Annotated in this window: 24 protein-coding genes; 13 read left to right on the top strand and 11 right to left on the bottom strand. The window is 63.7% G+C overall.

The genetic code is table 11. The features are described 5' to 3' along the window. Nucleotides 1-128 precede the first annotated feature (128 nt). Nucleotides 129-1,259: a hypothetical protein gene (locus HAP48_RS15380; protein WP_166212974.1), complete on the top strand. Its 1,131-nt coding sequence runs from the start codon at nucleotides 129-131 to the stop codon at nucleotides 1,257-1,259. 6 nt (nucleotides 1,260-1,265) lie between these two features. On the opposite strand, the gene HAP48_RS15375 is transcribed toward HAP48_RS15380, so the two are convergent. The 3 genes from HAP48_RS15375 to HAP48_RS15365 are packed head-to-tail and all read right to left on the bottom strand — an operon-like array spanning nucleotide 1,266 to nucleotide 4,151. Next, nucleotides 1,266-1,856, bottom strand: a complete 591-nt coding sequence (locus HAP48_RS15375; protein WP_166212976.1) for a Smr/MutS family protein — start codon at nucleotides 1,854-1,856, stop codon at nucleotides 1,266-1,268. Then, nucleotides 1,853-3,469 (bottom strand): murein transglycosylase A, encoded by a 1,617-nt coding sequence (mltA, locus tag HAP48_RS15370; RefSeq protein ID WP_224496478.1) that lies wholly within the window; start codon nucleotides 3,467-3,469, stop codon nucleotides 1,853-1,855. Before mltA ends, HAP48_RS15375 begins: the two co-directional genes overlap by 4 nt. Next, nucleotides 3,447-4,151 carry a Tim44/TimA family putative adaptor protein gene (locus HAP48_RS15365; protein ID WP_166212978.1) on the bottom strand — a complete coding sequence of 235 codons (705 nt, stop codon included), beginning with the start codon at nucleotides 4,149-4,151 and terminating at the stop codon, nucleotides 3,447-3,449. The genes mltA and HAP48_RS15365 overlap by 23 nt, the downstream gene beginning before the upstream one ends. 421 nt (nucleotides 4,152-4,572) lie before the next feature. Here HAP48_RS15365 and secB point away from each other — a divergent pair, with 421 nt between their 5' ends. Continuing rightward, nucleotides 4,573-5,061 carry a protein-export chaperone SecB gene (gene secB, locus HAP48_RS15360; protein ID WP_029080978.1) on the top strand — a complete coding sequence of 163 codons (489 nt, stop codon included), beginning with the start codon at nucleotides 4,573-4,575 and terminating at the stop codon, nucleotides 5,059-5,061. 239 nt (nucleotides 5,062-5,300) lie between these two features. Here the strand turns inward: secB and dnaQ are convergent, their stop codons facing one another. The 4 genes from dnaQ to HAP48_RS15340 are packed head-to-tail and all read right to left on the bottom strand — an operon-like array spanning nucleotide 5,301 to nucleotide 8,159. Next, nucleotides 5,301-6,023: a DNA polymerase III subunit epsilon gene (dnaQ, locus tag HAP48_RS15355; protein ID WP_166212980.1), complete on the bottom strand. Its 723-nt coding sequence runs from the start codon at nucleotides 6,021-6,023 to the stop codon at nucleotides 5,301-5,303. Between the two features lie 28 nt (nucleotides 6,024-6,051). Next, nucleotides 6,052-6,651 carry a dephospho-CoA kinase gene (gene coaE, locus HAP48_RS15350; protein ID WP_166212982.1) on the bottom strand — a complete coding sequence of 200 codons (600 nt, stop codon included), beginning with the start codon at nucleotides 6,649-6,651 and terminating at the stop codon, nucleotides 6,052-6,054. A gap of 52 nt (nucleotides 6,652-6,703) precedes the next feature. Beyond that, nucleotides 6,704-7,312, bottom strand: coding sequence for a Maf family protein (locus HAP48_RS15345; RefSeq protein WP_166212985.1), 609 nt, complete (start codon nucleotides 7,310-7,312; stop codon nucleotides 6,704-6,706). A gap of 10 nt (nucleotides 7,313-7,322) precedes the next feature. Further along, the gene (locus HAP48_RS15340; RefSeq protein WP_029080974.1) at nucleotides 7,323-8,159 is read right to left on the bottom strand and encodes a pyruvate, water dikinase regulatory protein; all 837 of its coding nucleotides are present in this window, start codon (nucleotides 8,157-8,159) and stop codon (nucleotides 7,323-7,325) included. Nucleotides 8,160-8,608: 449 nt separating this feature from the next. Between HAP48_RS15340 and hemJ the strand changes: the two genes are divergently transcribed. After that, nucleotides 8,609-9,031, top strand: coding sequence for a protoporphyrinogen oxidase HemJ (gene hemJ / locus HAP48_RS15335; RefSeq protein WP_166216376.1), 423 nt, complete (start codon nucleotides 8,609-8,611; stop codon nucleotides 9,029-9,031). Between the two features lie 250 nt (nucleotides 9,032-9,281). Continuing rightward, nucleotides 9,282-10,547: a transcription termination factor Rho gene (rho, locus tag HAP48_RS15330; RefSeq protein ID WP_021078151.1), complete on the top strand. Its 1,266-nt coding sequence runs from the start codon at nucleotides 9,282-9,284 to the stop codon at nucleotides 10,545-10,547. Nucleotides 10,548-10,661: 114 nt separating this feature from the next. Here the strand turns inward: rho and HAP48_RS15325 are convergent, their stop codons facing one another. Continuing rightward, nucleotides 10,662-10,949: a hypothetical protein gene (locus tag HAP48_RS15325; protein ID WP_224496477.1), complete on the bottom strand. Its 288-nt coding sequence runs from the start codon at nucleotides 10,947-10,949 to the stop codon at nucleotides 10,662-10,664. Here HAP48_RS15325 and mnmE point away from each other — a divergent pair. The 5 genes from mnmE (at nucleotide 10,849) to HAP48_RS15300 (ending at nucleotide 16,961) form a co-directional block, all read left to right on the top strand. Then, nucleotides 10,849-12,174: a tRNA uridine-5-carboxymethylaminomethyl(34) synthesis GTPase MnmE gene (mnmE, locus tag HAP48_RS15320; protein WP_166212989.1), complete on the top strand. Its 1,326-nt coding sequence runs from the start codon at nucleotides 10,849-10,851 to the stop codon at nucleotides 12,172-12,174. The genes HAP48_RS15325 and mnmE overlap by 101 nt on opposite strands. 208 nt (nucleotides 12,175-12,382) lie before the next feature. Continuing rightward, nucleotides 12,383-14,266: a tRNA uridine-5-carboxymethylaminomethyl(34) synthesis enzyme MnmG gene (gene mnmG, locus HAP48_RS15315; RefSeq protein ID WP_166212991.1), complete on the top strand. Its 1,884-nt coding sequence runs from the start codon at nucleotides 12,383-12,385 to the stop codon at nucleotides 14,264-14,266. Nucleotides 14,267-14,384: 118 nt separating this feature from the next. Further along, the gene (gene rsmG / locus HAP48_RS15310) at nucleotides 14,385-15,050 is read left to right on the top strand and encodes a 16S rRNA (guanine(527)-N(7))-methyltransferase RsmG (protein WP_166212993.1); all 666 of its coding nucleotides are present in this window, start codon (nucleotides 14,385-14,387) and stop codon (nucleotides 15,048-15,050) included. A gap of 31 nt (nucleotides 15,051-15,081) precedes the next feature. Continuing rightward, the gene (locus HAP48_RS15305) at nucleotides 15,082-15,933 is read left to right on the top strand and encodes a ParA family protein (protein ID WP_166212995.1); all 852 of its coding nucleotides are present in this window, start codon (nucleotides 15,082-15,084) and stop codon (nucleotides 15,931-15,933) included. A gap of 140 nt (nucleotides 15,934-16,073) precedes the next feature. Beyond that, on the top strand, nucleotides 16,074-16,961 hold the full coding sequence (locus HAP48_RS15300; protein WP_166212997.1) for a ParB/RepB/Spo0J family partition protein: 888 nt from the start codon (nucleotides 16,074-16,076) through the stop codon (nucleotides 16,959-16,961). Nucleotides 16,962-17,089: 128 nt separating this feature from the next. Here HAP48_RS15300 and holA read toward each other — a convergent pair whose 3' ends face one another. The 3 genes from holA to leuS are packed head-to-tail and all read right to left on the bottom strand — an operon-like array spanning nucleotide 17,090 to nucleotide 21,298. Continuing rightward, nucleotides 17,090-18,121 (bottom strand): DNA polymerase III subunit delta, encoded by a 1,032-nt coding sequence (gene holA / locus HAP48_RS15295; RefSeq protein WP_166212999.1) that lies wholly within the window; start codon nucleotides 18,119-18,121, stop codon nucleotides 17,090-17,092. Nucleotides 18,122-18,129: 8 nt separating this feature from the next. After that, on the bottom strand, nucleotides 18,130-18,687 hold the full coding sequence (gene lptE / locus HAP48_RS15290) for an LPS assembly lipoprotein LptE (protein WP_166213001.1): 558 nt from the start codon (nucleotides 18,685-18,687) through the stop codon (nucleotides 18,130-18,132). Next, nucleotides 18,674-21,298, bottom strand: coding sequence for a leucine--tRNA ligase (leuS, locus tag HAP48_RS15285; protein ID WP_166213003.1), 2,625 nt, complete (start codon nucleotides 21,296-21,298; stop codon nucleotides 18,674-18,676). Before leuS ends, lptE begins: the two co-directional genes overlap by 14 nt. Before the next feature lie 894 nt (nucleotides 21,299-22,192). On the opposite strand from leuS, the gene HAP48_RS15280 reads away from it, so the two are divergent. The 4 genes from HAP48_RS15280 to HAP48_RS15265 all read left to right on the top strand — a co-directional run bounded on the left by HAP48_RS15280 (nucleotide 22,193) and on the right by HAP48_RS15265 (nucleotide 26,184). Continuing rightward, nucleotides 22,193-23,132 (top strand): IS630 family transposase gene (locus tag HAP48_RS15280; protein WP_420869839.1). Its coding sequence is split into 2 segments (ribosomal slippage): nucleotides 22,193-22,528 and nucleotides 22,530-23,132, totalling 939 coding nucleotides; the frame shifts between segments, so codons are not numbered across the junction. Between the two features lie 361 nt (nucleotides 23,133-23,493). Then, on the top strand, nucleotides 23,494-23,994 hold the full coding sequence (locus HAP48_RS15275) for a hypothetical protein (RefSeq protein WP_166213005.1): 501 nt from the start codon (nucleotides 23,494-23,496) through the stop codon (nucleotides 23,992-23,994). A 523-nt stretch (nucleotides 23,995-24,517) separates the two neighbouring features. Continuing rightward, nucleotides 24,518-25,669 (top strand): DUF937 domain-containing protein, encoded by a 1,152-nt coding sequence (locus HAP48_RS15270; protein ID WP_166213007.1) that lies wholly within the window; start codon nucleotides 24,518-24,520, stop codon nucleotides 25,667-25,669. Between the two features lie 83 nt (nucleotides 25,670-25,752). Beyond that, on the top strand, nucleotides 25,753-26,184 hold the full coding sequence (locus HAP48_RS15265) for a hypothetical protein (protein WP_166213009.1): 432 nt from the start codon (nucleotides 25,753-25,755) through the stop codon (nucleotides 26,182-26,184). Nucleotides 26,185-26,238 lie beyond the last annotated feature (54 nt).

Raw genomic sequence — 26,238 nt, 5'->3', positions numbered from 1 at the left:
CCATTGTTGAAGCAAGCTGCAGCCCCAGCGTTGGTCAAACGAAGGCCTGTGGTTATGGGTCCCGGCTCGCGTGGAGTTTATCATCGGGCGGCGCTTCGCGCCGACCCGGTGGCTTGGCCGGGACGACAATGAGTTTGAACGTGGGATGGTGGCAAAACCCCTGGCGCCTGATGCTGGCCGTCAACGCCGCCGTGCTGGTCGGGGTGTTCCTGCACAAGATCGCGCTGCCGCCCTTCGTCCCCTACATCCATCTGCTGGTCGATTATCATTACGGCTTCACCAAGCGCGCGCTGATCGGCGCGATCGTGTCGCTGTTCACCGACAGGGTGCCGGTGTGGCTGGTGTTCGCGCTGGCCGGCGCGATCTGGCTGATCACGCTTGGCCTGTTCATCAGGCTGTTTCAGCGGACATTCGGCTTCGACGACGCGCATTGGCCGTTGTTCGTTTTCATCGCGGGATCGCCGTTCTTCCTGAAGAATTTCATGCACACGCTCGGCCATTTCGACATCTATGGCTGTGCGCTCGCGATCGTGCTGCTGCTGATCCCGGCGCGCTCGGTCATGTACGTGGTGATTGCGGCGCTGGTCTCGATCCTGCTGATCCTGGTCCATCACATCTTCGTCCTGATGTATGTGCCGACGATTGCCGCCATCGTTGTGCTGCGCTTCTACCTGGTGCAACGCGTGACGCCGCGGAACGCCGCCATCGGTCTCGTGGTGCTTGCCGCAGTCGGCATCCTATTCCTGGTTGCGCAGTTCGCCGGCACGGTCGACGTGCCCTATGACGAGTTCATCCGCCACCTGCAAAGCCGGATGGCCGATCCGTCGCGCATCGACCTGCTTGAGTTCGGCTACATCTGGTACCAGCCGCTGTCGAAGGAGTTCGCCGATACCTGGGCGCGCATGCCCTCGAACATCCTCGGCGTCCCGGTCTTTGCGCTCTTGATCTGGCTGCACACGCCGCTGTGGCATTATTTCGCGCGGCTGATCGAAGCGCTCGCGAGCGAACTGCATCGCCGGATCGTGATGTCAGCGCTCGCCGTGATCAGCGCCGGCTATCTCGTGATGTTCGTGACCGTGTTCGATTATTCGCGCTGGATCTCGAACTGGGCGGTCTGCATGTTCCTGATGCTGCATGCCGTGAAGATGCTGCCGGCGTCAAAGGACGTGCCGACGATTCCGTCGGACGATCGCAAGACGACGATGTCAGGCTGGATCGTCACGCTGATCCCGCGCGTCGGGATCGTCCGCCCGTTCTAATATTTTTCAGCGCGCGCGCCGGACGCGAACATAAAGCGCGCCCTCGCCGCCATGGCCGATATGCGCTTCCTCGAAGCCGACCACCAGCGAGCGGAATTCCGGCAGGCTGAGCCATTCCGGCACCTGGCGGCGCAGCACGCCGCGCTCCGAATCCAGCCCGCCGACCTTGCCTTTGCCGGTGATGACCAGCACGAAGGTGAGCCCGTCGCTGTGCGCGCGTTGCAGGAAGGTGAACAGCACGCGGTGTGCGCGGATCTGCGTCATGCCGTGCAGATCGAGCCGGGCATCGATCTCCTGGCGGCCGCGCGACAGCTTTGCCCGCTCCCGGCGGCCGATCGGCGCCAGCGGCGGCGCTTGCGGGCGCGGCGGCGGCGCAGCCTTGACCGAATTGACCGGCTTGACCGGAATGGGTTTCGCCGCGGCGTGATGGGTGGCCGGATCAGAGGCGGCGGCATGCGCCTTCGCGGCGGCCGCTCGCTTGCGCAGCGGCTTGACCTGTTTAGCCACGCTCTCCCAGAGCGCACGCTCCTCCTCGCTCAGCGCACGCTTGCGCCGCGACGGAGCGGACAGATCGGGGATCGGCGCGGGTCGTTTCATTGATCGCGGTGATGGCGAGTGCGCCGATAGCGCCGCTTCTCCGGTTGCGGAATGTCAGGCCGGGCTACCGGCAACGGCACCGGTTCTGCCACAGGCGCCGCCTGCGCGACAGAGGTCGTTGCAGCCGGCGCCGGGGACGCGGCATCCTTCGCGGCCGGGGTCTGGGCGGCGTGATTGGCCGCGTCTTTCGCCGTAGCCTTGGCAATACCGGCCGTCGGCACATCCGCGGCGTTCGCCGCCGGCTGGTCCTTCTGCGGATCGGTCTGCGGAAACAGTTTTGCGATCCTGGCCGACGGTCGCTCGTCCGGAACAGGCAGCCTGTGGCCGCGCGCGACGGGGTCGAGACCCCTGGGCACCAGCATGACGAACTGCATGTTGTGCCGCAGCCGGCCCGAGACCTTTCCGGCGTCGGCGCCGGCGCCGAAATAGAGATCAGCGCGCGCCGGGCCGACGATCGCCGACCCGGTGTCCTGCGCGATCATCAGCCGGTGGAACGGCGTCTTCGATTGCTCGGAATCGATCGGCAACTCGCCGGCGATGAAGAACGGCGTGCCGTAGACATGCAGCGCCTTGTCGACCGCGATCGAGCGGCCCGGCGTCAGCGGCACGCCCTGCGCGCCGACGGCCTCGTCCTTGTCGGACAGCGGGACATGCCGGAAGAACACGTAGGAGCGGTTCGATCGCCGCAGCTCGTTGGCGCCGTCAGGGTTCTGCTCCATCCATTCCCTGATCTTCTGCATCGACATCTGGTCCTTCGGGATGATGCCGCGGTCGATCAGGGCGCGGCCGACCGCCGTATAGGGATAGCCGTTGTGCGCGTCGTAATTGATGCGCAGCGTGGTGCCGTCCTCGAACTTGATTCGCGCCGAGCCCTGGATCTGCGCGAACAGGAGATCGGTCTGGCTCTTCAGCCAGGCGAGTTCGAGCCCGCGGCCGGCGATCGCGCCATCCTCGATCTGGGCGCGGTCGCAATAGGGCACGAGCTTGCGGCGGCCGATCTTGCGGTACACCGCGCCGCCATTGGGCAGGCCGACCGAACTCTGCGTCTTGCCGCGCACGAACAGGTTGGAGGGACGGCGATAGACCGGAACGTTGTAGACGTCGGTCTGGGTCCGCGATCCCTCGAGCACCGGCTCGTAGTAACCGGTGACGAAGCCGGCGTCCTCGCCGAGCCGCGAGATGCGCAGCGGGACGAAATTCTGCTCGAAGAACTCCTTGGCCTTGACGCCGTCGCCGAGCTCGAGCCCCTTGGCGATCCGGCAGGGATCGCGCAGCGAGCTGCCGAGTGCTTTCGAATCCGCCGGCGCGCCCTGCTGGGCCGCGATCGGCTTGCAGCTGGTGCGAAACGCCTTGTAGGCGGCGAGATGGTCGTCGTCGCTCCAGCCGGAGACGTTGGCCCAGGCGAGCGGCTCATACTGGCTGCCGCTGACCTGCAGCGGCAATTCCAGATTGGGATAGGGGATCGGGTGAGAATGCTCGTGCCGCGGCGGCGGGTGCCGGCTCGACCGGTAACGCGCAGCGATCGCCGCGGTAGAGCACAGCACCGCGAGCGCGCAGCACGCGACCGCGAGGCGCCCGTAGCTGAGATGTTTAGTGAGCGCTTCCAGTTCCAACCAGCTTCCAATTCGGATCGCGGGAAGTCGAGTCGCGGGCGAATGTCCAGACGTCGGTGATGTCGGCGACCTTGTCGGGGCTGCCGTCGACGATGGTGCCCGCCTTGTCACGCGTCACCGAGATCATCTGCGATACGAAGCGGACGGTGAGTTGCGTCGAGCGATCGCGCGCCTCGGCGCTGACGATTTCGGCCTTGTCGATCGAAACGAACCGCGTCTCGGTCTTCTGCTCGTGCTTCTCGCGATCCTTGATCGCGGTCTCGAAGCTTTCATAGACCTCGGTCGACAGCAGGTCGCGCAGCGCGCGGCGATCGCCATTGGCAAAGGCCAGCACGATCATTTCATAGGCCGAGCGGGCGCCTGAGAGGAAATGCTGCGGATCGAACGAGGGATCCTGGACAGCGACAGCGTCGAGACCCTGCGCCAGCGGCGTGCCCGGTTCGGCAGTGCCCTTCCAGCGGTCGGAAGGTTCCGCCGGCTCGGTTGACGGCACCGGCGGCGGCTGGTCGATGACCGATCCCGGGATCGGCACGACGTTGTTATCCTGGCCACGCTGCAAGACGTTGGGAGCGGCGCGATCATAGGGCGGCCGCTCGCTTCCCGTGCGCTGTCCAAGAACGCTGCGCAGGCGCAGGAAGATGAACACGGCCAGCGCCAGGAAGATGATGGTGTAGATATCCACGTCGAATTCGCTTTCTGGTCTCTGCCGGCAACCGGCCGGGGTCAAAGCGTTCCCGGTCGGGAACGGCAGAGATTACATCACCGTTTGAGTCCGCAGCATGTAGGCACGAAACTATGCCTGGCCAATGGCGCTTTTTGGCACGGGCAAGTGTAGCGCGTTTTAACCCCGGGGGGAAACCCGTTCCTTGCAAGAAATCGCGCATCTTCAATAATTTAGGAAGCTGTTAAGAGATTGGGCGGAGTTGCGCCGGCAGCGCTTTGCCAAAGAATTTGGCCGCACCGGCGCCCCGGCGCGCCCGCTCGTCCTGCTTGTGGACCGAGCCGGGCCTATGATAGCCACTCGCCCAGCATCGGCATTCCCAACACCTTAACGCGTGCCGTCGGACACTCTGTCCATCGAGCGCTGCTCCAGGAGACATTTCATGACCAATGGCAACGGCGCCCCCGTCGAACAGGCCCCTCCCCAGCTCAACGTGCTGGCGCAGTACACCAAGGACCTGTCGTTCGAGAACCCGAATGCGCCGGCCTCGCTCGGCCAGCAGCAGCAGCAGCCGGCGATCAACATCCAGATCAACGTCTCCGCCAACAACCTGTCGGAAAATGAGTACGAGGTGATCCTCTCGGTCGAGGGCAAGGCCGAGACGGCTGGCAAGGTGATGTTCAGCTTCGATCTCGCCTATGCCGGCGTGTTCCGGATCGTGAATGTGCCGAAGGAGAACCTGCACCCGCTGGTCATGATCGAGTGCCCGCGGCTGCTGTTCCCGTTCGCCCGCGAGATCGTCGCGACCTCGGTCCGCGACGGCGGCTTCCCGCCTTTGTTGCTCGATCCCGTCGACTTCCTCGGCCTCTACCGCCAGAACATGGAGCGGCAGGCCGCCGCCCAGGCCGCCTCCGGCGTCAAGCCGAGCTGAGCTGAGCCAGAGAATACCGGCGCCTAACCCCGTCATCCTGAGGAGCGCGTAGCGCGTCTCGAAGGATCGACGGGCTCCGCTGGTGGCCGTGCATCCTTCGAGGCTCGCAAGAGCTCGCACCTCAGGATGACGGAACTGCGCGCCGCGCCATCCCTGTCAGTGCGAGCAAAGCGAAGCAATTTATCGCACCTCCAGCGACAACGGCGAAGCCTCCGCGCGGGGATGACGGAACTAAGAGTTCAAGCCGCCGGGGCTTCAGCCGGCGCTGGCGACGGCAAATAATCATTCCAGATCGGCTTGTCGCCGAGCGTGGCAACGAAGGCCTGGTGGGCTTCCCGATCGGCGTCGCTGACGCGCGCCAGCAGCGGGGTCTCGCGCTGCCGCCGCGGCGAATCACCATGGCTGCCCGCACGCGCATCCGAGGTTTCCGACGCCAGGATGAGCTGCGACTGCCGCGCCCCGATCAGGTCGATATAGACCTCGGCCAGCAACTCGGCGTCGAGCAACGCGCCGTGCTTGGTGCGGCGGGAATTGTCGATCTGATAGCGCGAGCAGAGATCGTCGAGCCGATTCGACACGCCGGGATGCTTGCGGCGCGCCAGCAGCAGCGTATCGACCAGCCGGTCCTTCGGGATCACCCGCCGCTTGATACGGTCGAGCTCGGCGTTGATGAAGCTGATGTCGAACGACGCGTTGTGGATCACCAGCGGCGTATCGCCGATGAAGGCCAGGAAGTCGTCGACCACTTCATTGAACAGCGGCTTGGAAGCCAGGAACTCGGTCGACAGCCCGTGCACGGCGAACGCTTCCGCCGGCATGTCGCGCTCAGGATTGATGTAGACGTGGTAGGTCTGACCCGTCGGCATGCGGTTGAACATCTCGACACAGCCGATCTCGACCAGCCGGTCGCCGCGCAGCGGATCGAGGCCGGTGGTTTCGGTATCGAGAACGATTTCGCGCATGATTTGAAGCAATCCGGAAAGCGACGAATCAGACGCGCCGCTTCGGCATCTTAGCAACCTCGGCCAGAATGTCGCGGATACACGCCCGCACCGGATCAAGTCCGTGCGAGGTATCCACGATGAAATCCGCGCGCTTGCGTTTTTCGGCGTCCGGCATCTGCTTGGCGATGATGGCGTCGAGTTTCGCGGCATCCATCGTACCGCGGGCCAGCACGCGCTCGCGCTGCAGTTCCGGCGAGGTCGTCACGACCACAACGGCATCGACGCGCTTCTCGCCGCCGGTCTCGAACAGCAGCGGTATGTCGACCACGACGATCGGCGCACCGGCCACCTCCGCATCGGCAAAGAATTTCTGCCGCGACGCGCCGAGCATCGGATGCACGATCTGCTCGAGCCGCTTTATCGCCGCAGCGTCGTGCACCACGCGCGCCGACAGCTTGGCGCGGTCGACCTTGCCATTGGCGGTGGTGCCGGGAAAAGCGGCTTCGATCGCCGGCGCGGCTTCGCCTTCGTAGAGCTGATGCACAGCCGCATCGGCGTCGTAGACCGGCACGCCGGCTTCGATGAATAATTTGGCCGTGGTGGATTTCCCCATCCCGATCGAGCCGGTCAGTCCAAGAATCAACATCGGATCAACATCGCATCAACATCGGTTCAGCATCTCTCCGTCATCATGCGCCTCACACCGCAAGCAGCTTCTCGCGGCGCAGGAACGCAAGCAGCGACAATAGCGGCAGGCCGAGGATGGTGAAATGGTCGCCTTCGATCCGCTCGAACAGATGCACGCCCAGACCCTCGAGCTGGTAGGCGCCGACGCTGGTCGTCACCGCCGCCCCGGCCTGGTCGAGATAGACCTCGATCTCGCCGGCCGCGAGCCGCCGCATCGTCATGCGGGCCACGCTCACGTCGTCGAACAGAGCCCTTCCGTCACGCGCCACCGCGACGGCTGAATGCAGCTCGTGGGTCTGCCCGGCAAGCAGGCCAAGCTGCTCGCCAGCCTGCGCGCGGCCGGTAGGCTTGCTGAACATCCGCTGCCCCAGTGCCAGGGTCTGATCGGCGCCGACGACATATTGGCCAGGCTTCTGCCTTGAAATGAACAGCGCCTTCTCGCGTGCGAGCAGCGATGCGATCTCGCCCGGCGCGGAAAGGCCGGAATCCTTCTGCACCGCGCGCTCGTCGATGTCGGCGGGCAGCGCCTCGAAATCGAGCCCGGCGTTTTCGAGCAGCATCCTTCGCGCGCGGCTCTGGGACGCGAGGATCAGCTGCTGTGGGCCGCGCCAAATGCTCATCGTGTTCTGATCACTCCGACGGCCGTGCGCGCTGGCGGTCGTTATAGAGCTTCATGATCGCGGCCGCCGTCTCCTCGATCGAACGCCGCGTCACGTCGAGCAGCGCCCAGTTGAACTTCGCGCTCAGGCGCCGCGCAAACGCGACCTCGTCGGCCACCGCCTGCTTGTCGATGTAGGTGTCGTTGTCGCGGTCGCCCATCGTCAGCAAGCGGTTCTGCCGGACCTGGATCAAGCGCTCGGGCGTCGCATGCAGACTGACCACCAAGGGCTTCTTCAGGGTCTCGAGCTGGTGCGGCAGCGGGATGCCCGGCACCAGCGGCACATTCGCGGTGCGGATGCCGCGGTTGGCGAGATAGATCGAGGTCGGCGTCTTCGAGGTGCGGGACACGCCGACCAGGACGACGTCGGCGTCCTCGAGGCCTTCGACATGCTGACCGTCGTCATGGATCATCGTGTAGTTCAGCGCGTCGATCCGGGCGAAATATTCCGCGTTGAGAACGTGCTGTGCGCCGACACGTCCGGTCGTCGCGGCGCCCAGATACGCCTCGAACAACTGCATCACCGGCCCGATGATCGACAGGCTCGGAACGTTGATTTCCTTGCACTTGCCCTCGAGCCGGCCGACCAGGTCCTTCTCCAGCAGCGTGAACAGGACGATGCCGGGCGATTCCTCGATCTCGTCGAGCACGCGATCGAGCTGCTTCTGGCTCCGCACCAGCGGATAGACATGCTCGACAGCCGTCACGTTGGCGTATTGCGCGGCGACCGCGCGCGCCACCGTGATCAGCGTCTCGCCGGTCGAATCAGACACCAGATGCAGGTGGAAATAGTTGGAGGTCGTCGGCACCAGAGCCCCTGTCTATCCTGTGAATCCCTGTGGAGGTCGAGGAGAAGAATCCGGGTCCGCCGCCCGGCCCCTGTATATCTCGCCCCTTTCTTCACAGCACTGCCGAAAAGGACAAGTCGAGGTCATGGCAAGGATGATAGTGAACCGGTGTGGATTTGTCTCTTGATAAGCTGGCCACGGAGGTGCGCAACCGATTGAGTCAAGGAACAGATTCCGGATACCCGTCTCGGCCGGCCGCAATGTTGAGGGATGTGAACAAGCCCGCAAGAACCGCTGGATCGCGTTGCATGAGTCAAATTCACCGCCACTTAGACTCAAACCTTAGATTCTAAACTTAATTAGTTTTAGGAAAGCCGTGTGAGCGGATATGTATCCGTCCCTCGCTTGCAGCGCATTGCTCGCAACGCCGAGCCCGCCCGAACTGCTCCCTGAAAGGCATCACTGCGATGTTGTACGACTGGATCAAGGCGCTGCACGTCATTGCCGTGATCTCCTGGATGGCGGGCATGCTCTATTTGCCGCGGCTGTTCGTCTATCATTGCGAGGCCGAAGCCGGCTCGAAGCAGTCCGAGACCTTCAAGGTCATGGAGCGGCGGCTTTTGAAGGCAATCATCAACCCGGCGATGATCGTGACCTGGCTGGCCGGGCTTTATCTGGCCTGGGCCGGACACTGGTACCTTTCGGGCTGGTTTCACGTCAAATTTACGCTGGTGCTCGTCATGTCGGGTATCCACGGCTTTTTGTCCCGCTGCGTGAAGGATTTCGCCGCCGACCGGAATCAGCGTAGCCAGAAATTCTACCGCATTATCAACGAGGTGCCGACGCTTCTGATGATCCTGATCGTGATCATGGTGGTCGTGAAGCCGTTCTAGACATCGCGATGCCCAGGAAGCATGCTTCAGTCCTTCTTGCGAAGGACGGATCGATTTTCTATATAGGTTTTATCCCACCCCACGCAGGCGGATGTGGTCGCGTTTCGGTTCTTTTCGGGCCGGCGCCGCATCAGGTTTGAAGCCCAAACGGCACTTTCCTGGCTGAGACCTGCGGACCTTCCTTTGGCGTCCGCTTTTTCCAAGCCACCTCGCACCCCTTCCCTACTTACTTCCTCACAGGACGACCCCAATGCGGGAAATCAAACTCCAGGACCTCAAATCAAAAACGCCGGCCGAGCTCGTCTCGTTCGCGGAAGAGAACGGGGTCGAGAATGCCAGCACCATGCGCAAGCAGGAGCTGATGTTCGCAATTCTCAAGCAGCTCGCGATCGCCGAGACCGACATCATCGGTGAAGGCGTTGTCGAGGTGCTGTCCGACGGCTTCGGCTTTCTTCGTTCGCCCGATGCGAACTATTTGCCCGGCCCCGACGATATCTACGTTTCGCCGTCGCAGATCCGCCGTTTCGGCCTGCGCACCGGCGACACGATCGAAGGCCACATTCGCAGCCCGAAGGAAGGCGAACGCTATTTCGCGCTGCTGAAGGTCAACACGCTCAATTTCGAAGACCCGGAAAAGTCGAAGCACAAGGTCAATTTCGACAACCTCACGCCGCTGTTTCCCAATCAGCGTTTCCGCATGGAGCTTGAGGATTCTACCAAGAAAGACCTTTCAGCACGCGTGATCGATATCGTCGCGCCGATCGGCAAGGGCCAGCGCGCGCTGATCGTGGCGCCGCCGCGCACCGGCAAGACGGTGCTGATGCAGAACATCGCGCACTCCATCACCGCCAATCATCCCGACTGCTATCTGATCGTGCTTTTGATCGACGAACGTCCGGAAGAAGTCACGGACATGCAGCGCTCGGTGAAGGGCGAAGTGGTGTCGTCGACCTTCGACGAACCCGCGGTGCGTCACGTCCAGGTCGCGGAGATGGTGATCGAGAAGGCGAAGCGCCTCGTCGAGCACGGCCGTGATGTCGTGATCCTGCTCGATTCGATCACGCGCCTTGGCCGCGCCTACAACACCGTGGTGCCGTCATCCGGCAAGGTGCTGACCGGCGGTGTCGACGCCAACGCGTTGCAGCGCCCGAAGCGGTTCTTCGGTGCTGCGCGCAACATCGAGGAGGGCGGTTCGCTGACCATCATCGCGACCGCGCTGGTCGATACCGGCAGCCGCATGGACGAAGTCATCTTCGAAGAGTTCAAGGGTACGGGTAACTCCGAGCTGATCCTCGACCGCAAGGTCTCGGACAAGCGGACCTTCCCGGCGATCGATATTGCCCGCTCCGGCACCCGCAAGGAGGAACTCATCACCGATCCGCAGGTGCTGAAGAAGATGTACGTCCTGCGCCGCATCCTCAATCCGATGGGCACCATGGACGCGATCGACTTCCTGCTCGACAAGCTCCGGAACACGAAGAGCAACTCGGAATTCTTCGATTCCATGAACACCTGAGGCCACGGCCGAAATGGATAGGGCGCTCCGCACAAGCGGGGCGCCTTTTTTTATGCTGCGGATTTGCTGCAGCTGGGTGCAGCATAGATTGGGTCGTTTCGGCGCGTCGAATATTTATACAACTGTATGATATAATTTATATTTCTGTCGCACAGGTGTGACCCAGGCCGGCGCTAGTGCAGCATGATTGCTGCGCGGCGGCAGCAACGAAATTCGATCATGCTGCACCGCAGCATATTGCGATATTGCTTGCGAAATGGAAGCGGCATTGCCTTTGCCGATTTGCTGGAAGAAATAGGCGATGCATCCGCACGACCAAACCATCTTTGCGCTGTCCTCCGGACGGCCACCGAGTGCGATCGCCATCATCAGGCTGTCTGGCCCAATGGCCGAGTCGGTCATTGTCGGCTTGGCCGGCAAGATGCCGGTTCCGCGAATGGCGACCCGGGCGCTGCTCCGCGATTCGAGGCAACAGCCGATCGATGACGCAGTCGTGTTGTGGTTTCCAGGGCCGGCAAGTGCCACCGGCGAGGACGTCGCCGAATTCCATGTCCATGGCGGACGCGCGGTTTTGTCGGCGATGTTCGACGCGATCGCGGGATTCGAGAATGTGCGGGCGGCCGAGCCCGGCGAGTTCACGCGGCGGGCATTCGAGAACGGCAAGCTCGACCTGACCGAGGCCGAAGGCCTCGATGATCTGATCCACGCCGACACCGACCGTCAGCGGCGCCAGGCGCTGCGGCAGCTGAAGGGTTTGCTCGGCGATCGCGCGCGGGACTGGCGCGAGCGGATCATCGCGGCGTCGGCGCTGATCGAGGCCGGGATCGATTTTTCAGACGAAGGCGACGTGCCGGCGGAGCTGATCGCGCCGGCGCTCGAGCGGATCGGGGCGCTGCATGATGAAATCAAGCAAGTCCTTGCGGGGCAGGGGCAAAGCGAGCGGCTGCGCGACGGCCTGGTGGTCGCGATCGCCGGCCCGCCGAACGTCGGCAAATCGACCCTGATCAATCAGCTCGCCCGGCGCGAGGTCGCGATCGTCTCGCCGCATGCCGGCACGACGCGGGATGTGATCGAGGTGCAGCTCGATCTCGACGGCTATCCGGTCACGGTGATCGACACCGCAGGGATCCGCGAGACCAATGACCCGGTCGAGCAGGAGGGCGTCCGCCGCGCCCGGGCCCGCGCCTCGGAGGCCGATCTCGTGCTGTGGCTGGCCGACAGCGGCGGCGCCAAGGTCGGGCATGGCGGAACGACGCCGACCTGGTTGGTACGAAACAAGATTGACCTCGTCAGGGCTCCGTCGGGTGAGGGTGGCAATTACCCCGAATTCAGGATCTCGGCTGCCCGCGGCGACGGCCTCTCCGAGCTCATCGCCGCACTGGTCGGTTTCGCTCACGACTATTTTGCGACCAGCGAAGGCGGTTTGATCAGCCGGACTCGGCAGCGCGGATTGCTCCAGGAGACGGTCGAATCTCTCCAGCGCAGCATCGACGTGGTCGGGCAGGGCGAGGAACTCGCCGCCGAGGAACTCCGAAGGGCGGCCTATTCTCTGGGCCGTCTGCTCGGTCGGGTCGATGTCGAGGACATCCTGGACGTCATCTTTCGCGAATTCTGCGTCGGGAAGTAGCGGCACCCTTCTGTTTCACGTGAAACATGGTTTCGATCTGGTTAACGAACCCTGGTCCCGTTTCACGTGAAACAATCGCGTCGCGTTGTTGTGCTGTTTCAGGTGAAACACCACCGTCGGTCATTGAGCGCGAAGCGACTTGTCTCTCGGCCTGACGACCCCAACTTCGTTCTTCCGGCTTTCATCACTCCGCGATAGAAGTCCCGTCATGACTTCCAGGGCAGACTCATTTGACGTCATCGTCATCGGCGGCGGCCATGCCGGCTGCGAGGCCGCGAGCGCGTCTGCCCGGATGGGCGCGAAGACCGCCCTTGTGACCCATCGGTTTGCGACCATCGGCGCGATGTCCTGCAATCCGGCCATCGGCGGGCTCGGCAAGGGCCATCTGGTCCGCGAGGTCGACGCTCTGGACGGCCTGATGGGCCGGGTCGCCGACGCCGGCGGCATCCAGTTCCGCATGCTCAATCGCCGCAAGGGCCCGGCAGTCCGCGGCCCCCGGGCCCAGGCCGACCGCAAGCTCTATGCCGCCGCGATGCAGGCGGCGATCACCGAGACCGCGAACCTGAGCGTCATCGAAGGCGAGGCAGACGAGCTGATCGTCGTTGATGGCCGCGTCACCGGCATTCGCCTGGGTGACGGCCGCGAGCTTTCGGCGGGTGCGGTTGTCATCACGACCGGCACCTTCCTGCGTGGCCTGATCCATCTCGGCGAGAAGAACTGGCCGGCGGGCCGGGTCGGCGAAGCGCCGGCCATGGGCCTATCTGCCTCGTTCGAGCGGGCCGGATTTGTGCTCGGCCGGCTCAAGACCGGGACGCCGCCGCGCCTGGACGGCACCACGATCGACTGGTCCGCGGTCGAAATGCAGCCCGGGGACGATCCTCCGGAGCCGTTTTCGGTGATGACGGACCGGATCACGACGGCGCAGATCCAGTGCGGCATCACCCGGACCACGCCGGCGACGCACGAGGTGATCCGGGCCAATGTGCATCGTTCGCCGATGTATTCCGGCCAGATCAAGAGCTCCGGACCGCGCTATTGCCCCTCGATCGAGGACAAGATCGTCCGCTTCGGCGATCGCGACGGCCATCAGATCTTCCTGGAGCCGGAAGGGCTCGACGACACCACGGTCTATCCCAACGGAATCTCGACCTCGCTGCCGGAGGAGGTCCAGCTCGCGATCCTCGCGAGCATCCCCGGCCTCGAGCGGGTGAAGATGGTCCGGCCGGGCTATGCGATCGAGTACGACCACGTCGATCCCCGCGAGCTCGATCCGACCCTGCAGACCAAGCGTCTGCGCGGGCTTTTCCTGGCTGGCCAGATCAATGGCACAACAGGTTATGAGGAGGCGGCGGGGCAGGGCATCGTCGCCGGGCTCAATGCTGCGCAGGCGGCCGGTGGGGCCGATCCGATCGTGTTCGACCGCGCCGACGGCTATCTCGGGGTGATGATCGATGACCTCGTGACCCGCGGGATCACCGAACCCTATCGGATGTTCACCTCGCGCGCCGAATATCGGCTGACGCTGCGGGCCGACAATGCCGACCAGCGGCTGACCGACAAGGGTATCGCACTCGGATGCGTCGGAACGGCGCGCGCGGAGCGTCACCGGACCAAGATGGCGGCACTGGAGGCCGCCAAGACCTTGGCGAAGTCGCTCGCGATCACCCCCAACGAAGCGGCCAAGCACGGGCTGTCGCTCAACCGCGATGGGCACCGCCGCTCGGCGTTTGAGCTGCTGGCTTATCCCGAGATTGAGTGGCCTGCGGTCCAGGCGATCTGGCCCGAGCTGTCGGCCATTGACCCTGCTATCGCGGTGCATCTCGAGATCGATGCCAAATACGATGTCTATCTGAAGCGCCAGACCGCTGACGTCGACGCCTTCCGGCGCGATGAGGGCCTGGTTCTGACCGATGTCGACTATGCCGACGTGCCGGGTCTCTCGAATGAAGCGCGCGCCAAGCTTGAGAAGGCGCAGCCGCGGACGGTCGGGCAGGCGGGTCGGATCGACGGCATGACGCCGGCGGCGCTTGGCATTTTGGCCGCCTATCTGCGGCGCGAGGCGCGACGGAAATCAGCCAAGGCCTCCGCCTGACGTTTCACGTGAAACGTACGAGCTGAGCGCTTATCTTTGCGGGGTGGAGACGATTCCGTCGTCTCCGAGACCCGCGGTCTACCTCCCTTTCGTTCAGACAGCCCGACCTCCGCCCAGAATGGCCCCAGCCTCGCAATCCGCAGAACTCACCGTCTCCGCCAAGGACAAGGCGGCAGCGCTCGCGCTGACCCCTGTTTCACGTGAAACAGAGGCGCGGCTCGATCGCTACATCGCCCTCCTCCTGGAATGGCAAGCGAAGACCAACCTCGTCGCGCCATCGACGCTGCCGAATCTCTGGACCCGCCATATCTCCGATTCGCTCCAGCTTCTGAACCTCGCGCCCTCGGCCAAATCCTGGGTCGATCTCGGCAGCGGCGGCGGCTTTCCTGGCGTCGTCCTCGCCTGTGCCTTGGCCGAGACGCCGGGGGCATCGATCCATCTGGTTGAACGAATCGCCAAGAAGGCCGCATTCTTGCGCGAGGCTGTCAGGGTGACGGCGTCGCCGGGGACGGTGCATCTCGCTGATATCGGGGATACTGTGGATAGAATCGCGGGGCCCATCGATTGCGTCACCGCACGGGCGTTGGCTCCGTTACATCAACTGATCGGCTTTGCGGAGCCGTGGGTCAAAAAGGGCGCCAATGCGCTGTTTTTGAAGGGGCAAGATGTAGAGGCCGAATTGACCGAGGCCACTAAATATTGGATTATTGAGCCAAAGCTACACGCCAGCCGTACCGGCGGACAGGGCTGGATCGTCGAACTCGGGTCAATCGAGCGGCGCTAGGGGACTCCGCAAGAGCAAATGGTATTTTGGTATGACCGTGATGGACGAGGTTTATCAAGAGGATAGGACGTCGCAGCCGCCCGGCCAGCCGCGCATCCTGTCGCTCGCCAACCAGAAGGGCGGCGTCGGCAAGACAACCACAGCGATCAATCTTGGCACGGCACTCGCGGCGATTGGTGAGCGCGTCCTGATCGTCGATCTCGATCCCCAGGGCAACGCCTCGACCGGCCTCGGCATCGATCGCCGCAACCGCAGCTGCTCGACCTACGACGTCCTGATCGGCGAAGCGCCGCTGCGCGATGCCGTGGTCGCGACCGCGGTGCCGCGGCTGCATATCGCCGCCTCTACCATGGATCTCTCCGGCCTCGAGCTCGAGCTCGGCACCACGCCGGGCCGCGCGTTCCGGCTGCGCGATGCGATCGCCGGGCTGAACAACAACGTCTCGCCGGAAGCCGACTACACCTACGTGCTGATCGACTGCCCGCCCTCGCTCAATCTGCTCACCGTGAACGCGATGGCGGCGTCGGATGCGATCCTGGTGCCGCTGCAATGCGAGTTCTTCGCGCTCGAAGGTCTGTCGCAATTGCTGCAGACCGTGGAGCAGGTGCGCTCGACGCTCAATCCGAGCCTGTCGATCCACGGCATCGTGCTGACCATGTTCGACTCGCGCAACAACCTCTCCAACCAGGTCGTCGCCGACGTGCGCCAGTTCATGGGCGACAAGGTCTACGACACCATGATCCCGCGCAACGTGCGCATCTCGGAAGCGCCGTCCTACGGCAAGCCGGTGCTGGTCTACGATCTCAAATGCGCCGGCAGCGATGCGTATCTCAAGCTCGCCACCGAAGTGATCCAGCGCGAGCGCGAGCTGCGCGCGCATTGACGGTGCGCAGGATGGGTGGAGCGAAGCGAAACTCGTCACTCTCCTTGCGCGCTGCGATGGGCTTCGCTGCGCTGACCCATCCATCGATTCTGAAATTCAAGTCTGGAGTACTGCGCGTGAATCCAAGGGAGCTCGCAACAATGGCCGATGAAGCGCGTTCGCGACTGGGGCGCGGGCTGGCAAGCCTGATCGGAGATGTCGGCGGCGAGGCCGCGCATGTCGAGCGGCCGCGCAACCAGCGCAAGGTGCCGATCGAATTCCTCAAGGCCAACCCGCGCAACCCGCGGCGCAGCTTCGCCGACGCCGAGCTCGGCGAGCTTGCCGATTCGATCAAGGCGCGCGGCGTGATCCAGCCGATCGTGGTGCGCGCCATCAAGGGCGTGCAGGACCGCTACGAGATCATCGCAGGCGAGCGCCGTTGGCGCGCCTCGCAACTCGCCGGGCTGCACGAAGTGCCGATCGTGCCGGTCGAGGTTTCTGATTCCGACGCGCTCGAGATCATGATCATCGAGAACGTCCAGCGCGAAGACTTGAACGCGATGGAAGAGGCGCAGGGCTATCACGCGCTCGCCGACGAGTTCAAACGCAACCAGGAAGACATCGCCAAGATCGTCGGCAAGAGCCGCAGCCATGTCGCCAACATGATGCGGCTGACCAAGCTGCCCGCCGAGGTGCAGGCGCTGATCTCCAAGGGCGATCTGTCCGCCGGCCACGCCCGCGCGCTGATCGGCGTGCCGGATCCGCTCGCTGCCGCGAAGCGCATCGTCGCCGAGGGCCTCAACGTCCGCCAGGCCGAGGCGCTGGCGCATGAGGAGGGCGTGCCGGAGCGCAAGCCGCAGAAGGCGCGTAGTGGCAGTGCGGCCAAGGTCGACAAGGATGCCGATACGCTGGCGCTCGAGAAGCGCGTCAGCGATGCGCTCGGCCTTGCCGTCACCGTCAGTCATCGCGATCCCGGCGGCACCGTCCAGATCAGCTACCGCAACCTCGAGCAGCTCGACGAGGTGGTGCGGCGGCTCGAGGGCGGCTAGCGGTTTCGTCATTCCGGGGCGCGCGTCAGCGCGAACTATGGTGCGCAATTGCGCACCTGAGAATCTCGTTTCACCACATCCAGATTCCGGGTTCATGCTTCGCATGCCCCGGAATGACTCCATCAAATTCACCCCCGCCGCTTCGCATTCGCCGCGATCGACAGCAGCGCGCGCTGTGCGATCACGGCGGCGAGCGCGGCCTGCTTGCGCATGTCGAGCGCTGCGGTCGCGAGCTGATCGATCACATTCACCAGCCGCGGCGGCGTGAAATTGCGCAGCGCGATCTCGACCATGGGTTTGCGCGAGAAGTGTAGCCGCGGAAATCCGCTCTCGAGCACGGTTGACGCCGGCGCGCCGTCCGCGATCGCAAGCGCCGATTTGTGCAGCCACGCCGCCTGGCGCTGCGCGGCCGAGATGATGACGCCGGGATAGGTGCCGGCGACCATTGCTTTGGTGAACTCGCTCTCGACCAGCGCAGCGTTGCCGGCGAAGGCGCCATCGACGATCGGATCGAGTTTCAGCTCGGAGGCGTCGGAGACCACGGTCATGACGTCGTCGAGCGTGATCTCGCTTTTGCCGTGGGCGAACAGCGCAAGCTTGCGCAGCTCGTTGCGCGAGGCCATACGGTCGCCGCCGAGCAGCGACATCAGCACCGCGCGCGCATCGGCGGCGAGCCGCAGATTGGAGAGACGCAGCTCGTCCTCGATCAGCTTGGTGAGGTCGCGTTCGGTGTCGGGATAGCAGCCGATCGCGACCGCATTCTTGGCGCGCTCGCAGATCTTGCGGAGCGGCGATTCCGGCCGCAGTTCGCCGGCCTCGATCACGATGCGGCAATCCTTCAGTGCGGCAGTCTCGGTCAGCGTCTCGACGCCGCTCGAGAAGTTGCGCGAGCCGGCGCGGACGCGGATGGCGCGGCGGCCGCCGAACAGCGGTACGGTCATGGCTTCATCGACCAGCCGCGACGGCTCGGCGGCGAGCTCGTCGCCATCGAGCCGCACCAGCGAGAACGGATCGTTGGGATCGTCGACGGCGGAGGCCATCAGCGCGTCGGCGCGCTCGCGCACCAGGCCCAGGTCCGGACCGTAAAGCAGGATGATCGGACGGCCGGCGTCAGGCCGGGCGAGGAAGCTGTCGATCTCTTTTCCGCGAAGTGCTGCCAATGCGGCGATCAGGTTCCGGTGGCGAAGAAGGAGGCGAGCCGGGTCTGGATGTTGTCGGCGATCTCCTGCGCGGCGCGGTCCTCGGCGTCGCGGAAGGCGCGGGCGCGGGAGTAGCGCTGGTAGGAGCCCGGCATGTCATAGGACACGCGCGAAAACGTGGTGCCGCTCATCACCGACTTGTTCGACGCGATCTCGACCAGGTTGAACTGGGCGTCGATGCCGTAGTTCTCGCTGGTCGGCAGCGCGGTGGTCGGGTCGAGCATCAGTGAGGCGCGGTTGGTGGTGAAGCGCAGCACCAGCCGGTGCGTCGGCGGCACGCCGGTGGCGGTGCCGTAGAGCTTGAAGGCGAGCGCGTTGCGGACCTCGACGCCGACCCGGGCCTCGCGGGAGGCGTTCGGCTTGTCGACCGGCGGAACCTCGACGGCCATCAGCTTTTCGCGCAGCGCGGACGACGACCCGTCGAGGGTGCGCTCGGCATACATCGGCTGGAAGCATCCGGCCGTCAGCGCGGCCAAGGCGGCCACGGCCAAGAGCCGAGCAGCGATCCCAATCCTAGCCGACAACATTGACGATCCTCATGGGCACCACGATCACCTTGCGGACGGGTTTGCCGCCCAAGGCGGCTTTTACCGCATCGAGCGCCAAAACGGCAGCCTCTATATCCGCATTTTGCGCCGCCCGTGGCACGGTAACATCACCTCGTTTTTTACCGTTGACCTGGACGACCAGGGTCACGCTGTCTTCGACCAGCAAATCGCGTTCGATTTGCGGCCAATCGGCCTCGGAAACCAGCCCCTCCCGGCCCAGAACCACCCAGCACTCCTCGGCCAGATGCGGCATCATCGGCGAAAACAGCTGGACCAGGATGGTCGCAGCCTCCTTGACCGCCCAAGCGACATCGGGCGCTGGCTTGTCGCCTTTGGCCAGCACCTCGGCCAGCGCGTTGGCGAACTCGCGGATATGGGCGAGACACACATTGAAATGCAGCCGCTCGATCCCGGACGACACCTTGTCGAGCGCGCCATGGGCCGCCTTGCGCAGCGTCAGCGCCTCGGGTCCGAACGTCGCCGGCCGGGCCGCCGGCGCCGTTTTGGCGATCTCGGCCGATTCGTTCACCAGCCGCCACAGCCGCTGCACGAAGCGCGCAGCGCCCTGGACGCGTTCGTCGCTCCAGATCACGTCGCGGTCTGGCGGGGAGTCCGACAGCATGAACCAGCGCGCGACGTCGGCGCCGTAGCTCGCGATGATGTCGTCGGGGTCGACGGTGTTCTTCTTCGACTTCGACATCTTCTCGATCGGGCCGATCTCGACGTCTTCGCCGGTCGCCAGCAGCACCGCACGGCGGCCGTTGCCGCCAACCTCGATCTTCACCTCGGCCGGCGTGACCCAGCTGCCGTCGGCCTTCTGGTAGGTCTCGTGCACCACCATGCCCTGCGTGAACATGCCGGCGAACGGCTCGGTCATGTCGATATGGCCGGTCGCCTTCATCGCGCGCGTGAAGAAGCGGCTGTACAGCAGATGCAGGATCGCGTGCTCGACGCCGCCGATATACTGGTCGACCGGCATCATCCGGTTAGCGACCGTGGGCGTGGTCGGCGCCGTCTCGTTCCAGGGATCGGTGAAGCGCGCGAAGTACCAGGACGAGTCCACGAAGGTGTCCATTGTGTCGGTCTCGCGCACCGCCTTGCCGCCGCACTTGGGACAAGTGACGTGCTTCCAGGTCGGATGATGGTCGAGCGCGTTGCCGGGTTTGTCGAAGCTGACATCCTCAGGCAGCGTCACCGGCAGCTGGTCATCCGGCACCGGCACCACGTCGCAGGTCGGGCAGTGGATCACCGGGATCGGGCAGCCCCAATAGCGCTGGCGCGAAATGCCCCAGTCGCGCAGGCGGAAATTGACCTGCCGCTCGCCGACCGGCGCGTTACCGCGCAGCTCGCTCTCCAGACGCTTCGCAACCTCTTCCTTCGCCTGGTCGATCGTCATGCCGTCGAGGAAGCGGGAATTGATCATGCGGCCGTCACCGTCATAAGCGGTGTCGGTGATGAAAAACGTCTTCGGGTCCTGGCCCTCGGGGCAGACCACCGGCACGTTGCCGAGGCCGTATTTATTGACAAAGTCGAGGTCGCGCTGGTCGTGCGCCGGGCAGCCGAAGATCGCGCCGGTGCCGTATTCCATCAGCACGAAGTTCGCGACATAGACCGGCAGCTTCCAGCTCGGGTCGAACGGATGCACCGCCTTGATGCCGGTGTCGAAGCCCTGCTTCTCGGCCGTGTCGATGATCGACTGCGCGGTGCCGATCTTCTTGATATCGGCGATGAACTCGGCGAGCCTGGGATTCTTCGCGGCAGCGGCGACCGCCAGCGGATGATCCGCCGAGATCGCCATGAATTTTGCACCGAACAGCGTGTCCGGCCGCGTGGTGAAGATCTTCAGCTCGGTCTCGCCGGCCGGCGTCGTCGCCGCATCAAGCGCGAAGCGGATCAAGAGGCCTTCGGAGCGGCCGATCCAGTTGCGCTGCATCAGCCGCACCTTGTCGGGCCAGCGATCGAGACCGTCCAGCGCCTCCAAGAGCTCCTGCGCGTACTTCGTGATCTTGAAGACCCACTGGCTCATTTCCCGTTGTTCGACAACCGCCCCCGAGCGCCAGCCGCGGCCGTCGATCACCTGCTCGTTGGCGAGCACGGTCATGTCGACCGGATCCCAGTTCAGCTTGCGCTTCTCGCGCTCGGCGAGGCCTGTGCGCAGCATGTCCAGGAACATCTTCTGCTGATGCTTGTAGTAGCTGGGGTCGCAGGTCGCGAATTCGCGTGACCAGTCGAGCGACAGCCCGATCGAGCGCAGCTGCTTCTTCATCGCGGCGATGTTGTCGTAGGTCCACGCCTTCGGCGCCACCTTGCGCTCGATCGCGGCATTCTCCGCCGGCAGGCCGAACGCGTCCCAGCCCATCGGGTGCAGCACGTTGAACCCCTTGGCGCGCATGAAGCGCGCCAGCACGTCGCCGAGCGTGTAGTTGCGGACATGGCCGATATGGATGCGCCCCGACGGGTACGGGAACATCTCGAGCACGTAGTATTTCGGCCGCTTATCGTCGTTCTTGGAGGCGAAGATCGCCTTTTCGTCCCACAGGCGCTGCCAGCGGGGTTCGGATTCACGGGCGTTGTAGCGTTCGGCGGTCATGAAATCGCAGGGATTTTGGGTGGCTTTGGGTGATTTTCGGGTCCCGTTCGGGGACGGCGGACTAGGCCACAAAATCGCCCATGGGGTCAACGGCTTGGGGCCTCCAAACGCCCCATCCCGTCGCGCAGCCGCCCTGCCGCTGTCGCAGGGGAGAAGGGCCAGGCTGAGATGGTCGCCGCACGGGAGCCCGTCAGGAATCCATCCGGTGTCGTCACCCGGCTTGACCGGGTGACCCAGAGACGTCCGTGCCTGAACCGAGAGGCCGCGGCGTACTGGATCGCCCGGTCGAGCCGGGCGATGACAGCACCATAGAAGGCACGATTTCGAATCCTCGCGACATGTTTGTCCGAGTTTTGCCGTTCGTTCCGCCCCCCTCCAATCAGAGGGCGCAGGGAAAGCCGGGCGCCGATCGCACCCATGGGTCCGGTGCAACAAAAAGCACCGGGGTGGGACCACAGGTGAAACCGGAAGCATCCCGGCTTTCCCTGCGCGATGGGTTACGGCTTATACGTGCTCTCCCCGGCGAGACTGGGCTTGCTTGTCACCGTCTTCACAGGACGCGTTAGCGTTCTGTGAAAAGACACCTGCCGCTAGGGCGTCAGGACCACACGATTTCACCGTCCGCCTTGGCCCACGTTCGTCGCGTGCACTTCGGCGTCCACCGCATCCCACCGCAACGTTCCTGACGATCGCGAGCGCCCCTCAATCGGGTGAGACGAAGGATTCATACCACTGAGTTGTCCTTACGATAAACCGAAATGTTTTTGCTGCGGGGGCTTGCGCCGTCGGGCAACTCAGCGCTAGAGCGGGATGGGGTTAGGTTGAATCGATTTGGGATTCCCAAATCGGTGTGTTTCTGATTCACCATGCTGACTGGGTTGGAGGCCAGCATGGATGGGCAAGCCTTATTCTCTGGATCTTCGCAAGCGAGTCGTGTCGGCGATCGAGGGCGGGATGTCTCGCAATCAGGCGGCCAAGCAGTTTGGGGTCGCGATCAGCACCGCAATCGGTTGGATGCAGCGGGTCGAGGAGACCGGCAGCGTTGAGCCTGGCCAGATGGGCGGTCATAAGCCGAGGGCGGTTTCGGGAGACCACGCGGCTTGGCTGTCGCAGCGGATCAAGGACGGCGATTTCACTATACGGGGGCTCGTTGCCGAGCTTGCTGGACGCGGCCTGAAGGTCGACTATCACTCGGTGTGGGACTTCGTGCACGCCGAGAAGCTAAGCTTCAAAAAAAAGCGTGGCGGCTGGCGAACGGGATCGACCCGCGGTCGCGCGGCGGCGAGCCCAGTGGACAAAATATCAAGGGCGCGTCGAAGCTGAGCGGCTCGTCTTCATCGACGAGACATGGACCAGAACCGATATGGCGCCTTTGCGTGGATGGGCACCGCGCGGGCACAGACTTCCTGCCACGGTTCCCCACGGTCGCTGGAAGACCATGACCTTCCTGGCGGCCTTGCGCCATGACCGGATCGATGCGCCATGGTTCATCGAGGGGCCGATCGATGGCGTGAGCTTTCGCACCTATGTCGAGAAGGTTCTTCTGCCTGTCCTTCGACCCGGCGATATCGTCGTCTTGGATAACCTCGGTAGCCACAGGAGCAAAGCAGTTCGCCAACTCATCCGTTCGGTCGGCGCCAAACTCTTCTTCCTGCCCAAATACTCGCCCGACCTGAACCCGATCGAACAGGTCTTTGCCAAGCTCAAGCATCTGCTCCGCAAAGCTGCCGCGCGAACCGTCGACGCGGTCTGCGCCGCAATCGGCCACGCACTCGACGCCTTCACCCCCGAGGAATGCGCCAATTACCTGAAAAATTCAGGCTATCGAACTTAATGCCATCACGCTTTAGGGGGCTGTCCCATCCATCCGCATTCCGGGGCATGCGAGGCACGAAGCTGGCATCCGTTGGGCCGCAGAACTAGGGCACGTCCTCGCAAATGCGGCGTCTGCTTTACCCATCAAGAGGCGACACAGAACTGATCTGGATGCGTGTCGGCCTTGGGTCAATAGCGATCATTGACGCGCGCGTGGAATGTCCACTCACGCCTGACAAGCAAACATTAATTTGCGCGGCCGCCATGCCTCCTTGACCTAGGTCAATACTCTCCGCCCGGGTTTACCTTGGAGATAGCAACTAACTGTCGGAGCGACTGCACTCTTGGCCTTGTGCGCAACACCGATGAAGGAGCTGCAGATGGGTATCCTTGACGAGCTAATTGGCGGTGGGCAACGCCAGAAGGAGTACCGGGATTTCGTTGATCGATACGAACAAGGAGACCCGTCCCAGGGCTACTCTGATCAAGAGGTTCTCAAGCGGTATGGTGATGTGTCACACGCCGTGCCGCCTGACCAGTACGCGCAGGCAGCGATAGAAGCGTTGGCCAAGCTTTCGCCGGAAGAGCGCGGGGCGTTCGTGAAGATGCTGCAGGAGCGAGCCACGGCGCGCGGCGTGGCGCTACCGAGACAAGTGGCGCCCGAACCGAAGGAACTGGGCGAGGTGCTCACCGATCTGCATGGGAAGCCCGGTCAGCTCCGGGATATTCTCGTCAGCGGCGACGCCCAGCCTCAAGAGCAAGCGCAACCGTCGAACCCGATCATCGACATGCTTGCGTCCCCGCAGGCAAAGGCTGTGCTCGCGGGCATCGCGGCCATGGTGGTCAAGCGTGTCATGCAGGGTTCATCCCGAACCGCGTAGCGTCCGCGTGAGGACCACAAGAAACCCGTAGCATCTGCGTTGGGCAGAGATCAGGCCAAGGTCCGGTTGGGGCCAAAAGCCGCCCTTGGTACTGAACCGGACAGGGTTCGCTCTTCTCCAATGAGCCGACGCCACGATGGCTAATGGGACCTTCGGCTATGGGCCATCAACGGGAGTGCACATGGGTAAGCCATACCGTCCTGCTATCGCGCCCTGTTCCTGCTCTGGGGCTGCCGGGCCGCGATCCGTTCGTCGTGTGTTCACGGCGGACAGGTTCCATTGATTTAGATCAATCGCGGCCGACACCCTCGGGGTGCACATGCGCCCCGGGGCCGGACACGGAGATGATGGCGCGGCAGCGACGCTAATCAATCTGGTGTCGACGTCCTGGTGACGACGTTCGACCCAGGTTCGCTCCTGCGCAATCTGCCTGACGCAAGAGGTGCGGAGGAACGACCGGAGATCAAGCCGCAGTCCCGACTCACTTCACAACACACCTCACAATCAAAATGGAGAGAATGCCATGGCCGCAAATCTCGTTTCTGTTGTGATGCAATTCCTGACCCCTGACATGGTCGCAAAGATCGCTTCTGTCTTGGGCATCGACCGCAATGTCGCGCAAAAGGCGATTGGCGGCGCCATCCCGGCACTGCTTGCCGGCTTGGCGGACGTTACCGCCACTCCCCAGGGAGCCCGCCAACTCAGCAGCTCGTTGGCCCAGCAACAACCCGGATCGCTCGACATTCTCAAAAGCCTGATCGGTGGTTCGGGCCAGAACAACCTCGCGGAAACCGGATCCAACATGCTCTCCGGTCTATTCGGCGGAGGAGCGCTGGACACAATCGCACAATCGATTGGCAAGTTCGCGGGAATCGACGGCCAAGCCAGCAAGTCATTGCTCGGCATGCTTGGCCCGGTGGTTCTCGGGACATTGGGCCAGCAGCAGCGCAGCGCCGGCCTGGATACGAACGGTCTCGCCTCGCTTCTCGGCTCGCAAAAAGATCAGATCGTCGCGGCGATTCCGTCCGGCCTCGCCGACCATCTGACCTCTGCCGGCCTCATCGACAGAGCAGCGGGAGTTGCGCGTAGCGGTGCTGCGGCAGCTTCAGCCGCCGGGAGCCGTATTGCCGGAGTCTCGGAGCGGACCAGTGCCGAGGCCAGCCGGGCAGCTCAGGCCACAACAAGCGCAGCGTCGTCGCAATTGTCCTACTGGTTAGCGGCGGTGGCCATTCTGGGTGCTCTCGCCTGGTATTTCTTCCAGCCAAGAACTGAAACGGTTGCCGAGTTGCCGCGTCCCGCCGCAGTGCAGCCTGGGACTGCAACCGTGGGCCTCGCTCCATCAGACCTGACGATTGGAGGCGTGAGTCTGACGAACAAGGTCAACTCGTCCGTCGGCACCTTGAGATCCGTGCTGCCAACGATCACGGACGTTGCTTCCGCCCAGGCGGCCATCCCCAAGCTCCGGGAAGCAACAGCCCAATTGAATGAAGTCAGCGACCTTGCGGGAAAGCTCAGCCCGGAAGGAAAAAGTGCTCTTGCCAAGTTGATCGCAACAGCAAAGCCGACCATTAACCAGATGTGTGACAACGTGCTGGCAATGCCGGGTGTTGGTGACGTTGCCAAACCCACGATCGACGAGCTTCGCCGCAAGATCGAAACACTGTCGCGATCCTGATTTCGCTGATGTTGAGCCGTGCGCCCAGAAGCGTGCGCGCAACGGCGAAGGATGATTCACACATACGCGTCAGGAGATGACCAATGGTAGACAAGACGAGCTTCACCAAGGATGAATGGACGCTGCTTCTGAAGAGCCCAATGATTGCGGGGATGGCCATCACGGCCGCCGAACCCAGCGGGCTGTGGGGCCTGCTCAAGGAATCATTCGCTGGCGGCGCCGCATTGAGCAAGGTTGCGACCGACTCCAACGCCAACGGCCTCGTGAAAGCGGTGGTCGCCGATTTCTCGACCAGCGAGGGGCGAAGCGCCGCTCGCGATGGCCTGCAGGCGGAATTCGCCGGCAGCAAGCCCCCGGAGATGAAGACTAAATCCATCGATTCATTGCGCCAGGTCTCGGCATTACTCGGAGCCAAGGCGCCGGGTGATGCAGCTGCGTTCAAGGATTGGCTACGTCAGATCAGCCAAAGCACTGCCGAAGCCTCTAGCCCGTCTTATTCGTCAGAGTGCGCCTGAGAGGCTGGCGAGCGTGGTGTAAAGCGCTGATGCGGCGTAGGATTCGGTTGCAAA

The sequence above is a fragment of the Bradyrhizobium septentrionale genome (genome assembly GCF_011516645.4).
Lineage (GTDB): Bacteria > Pseudomonadota > Alphaproteobacteria > Rhizobiales > Xanthobacteraceae > Bradyrhizobium > Bradyrhizobium septentrionale.
Note: the sequence above shows the minus strand (reverse complement) of the source record. Positions and strands in the feature narration are given on the sequence as shown.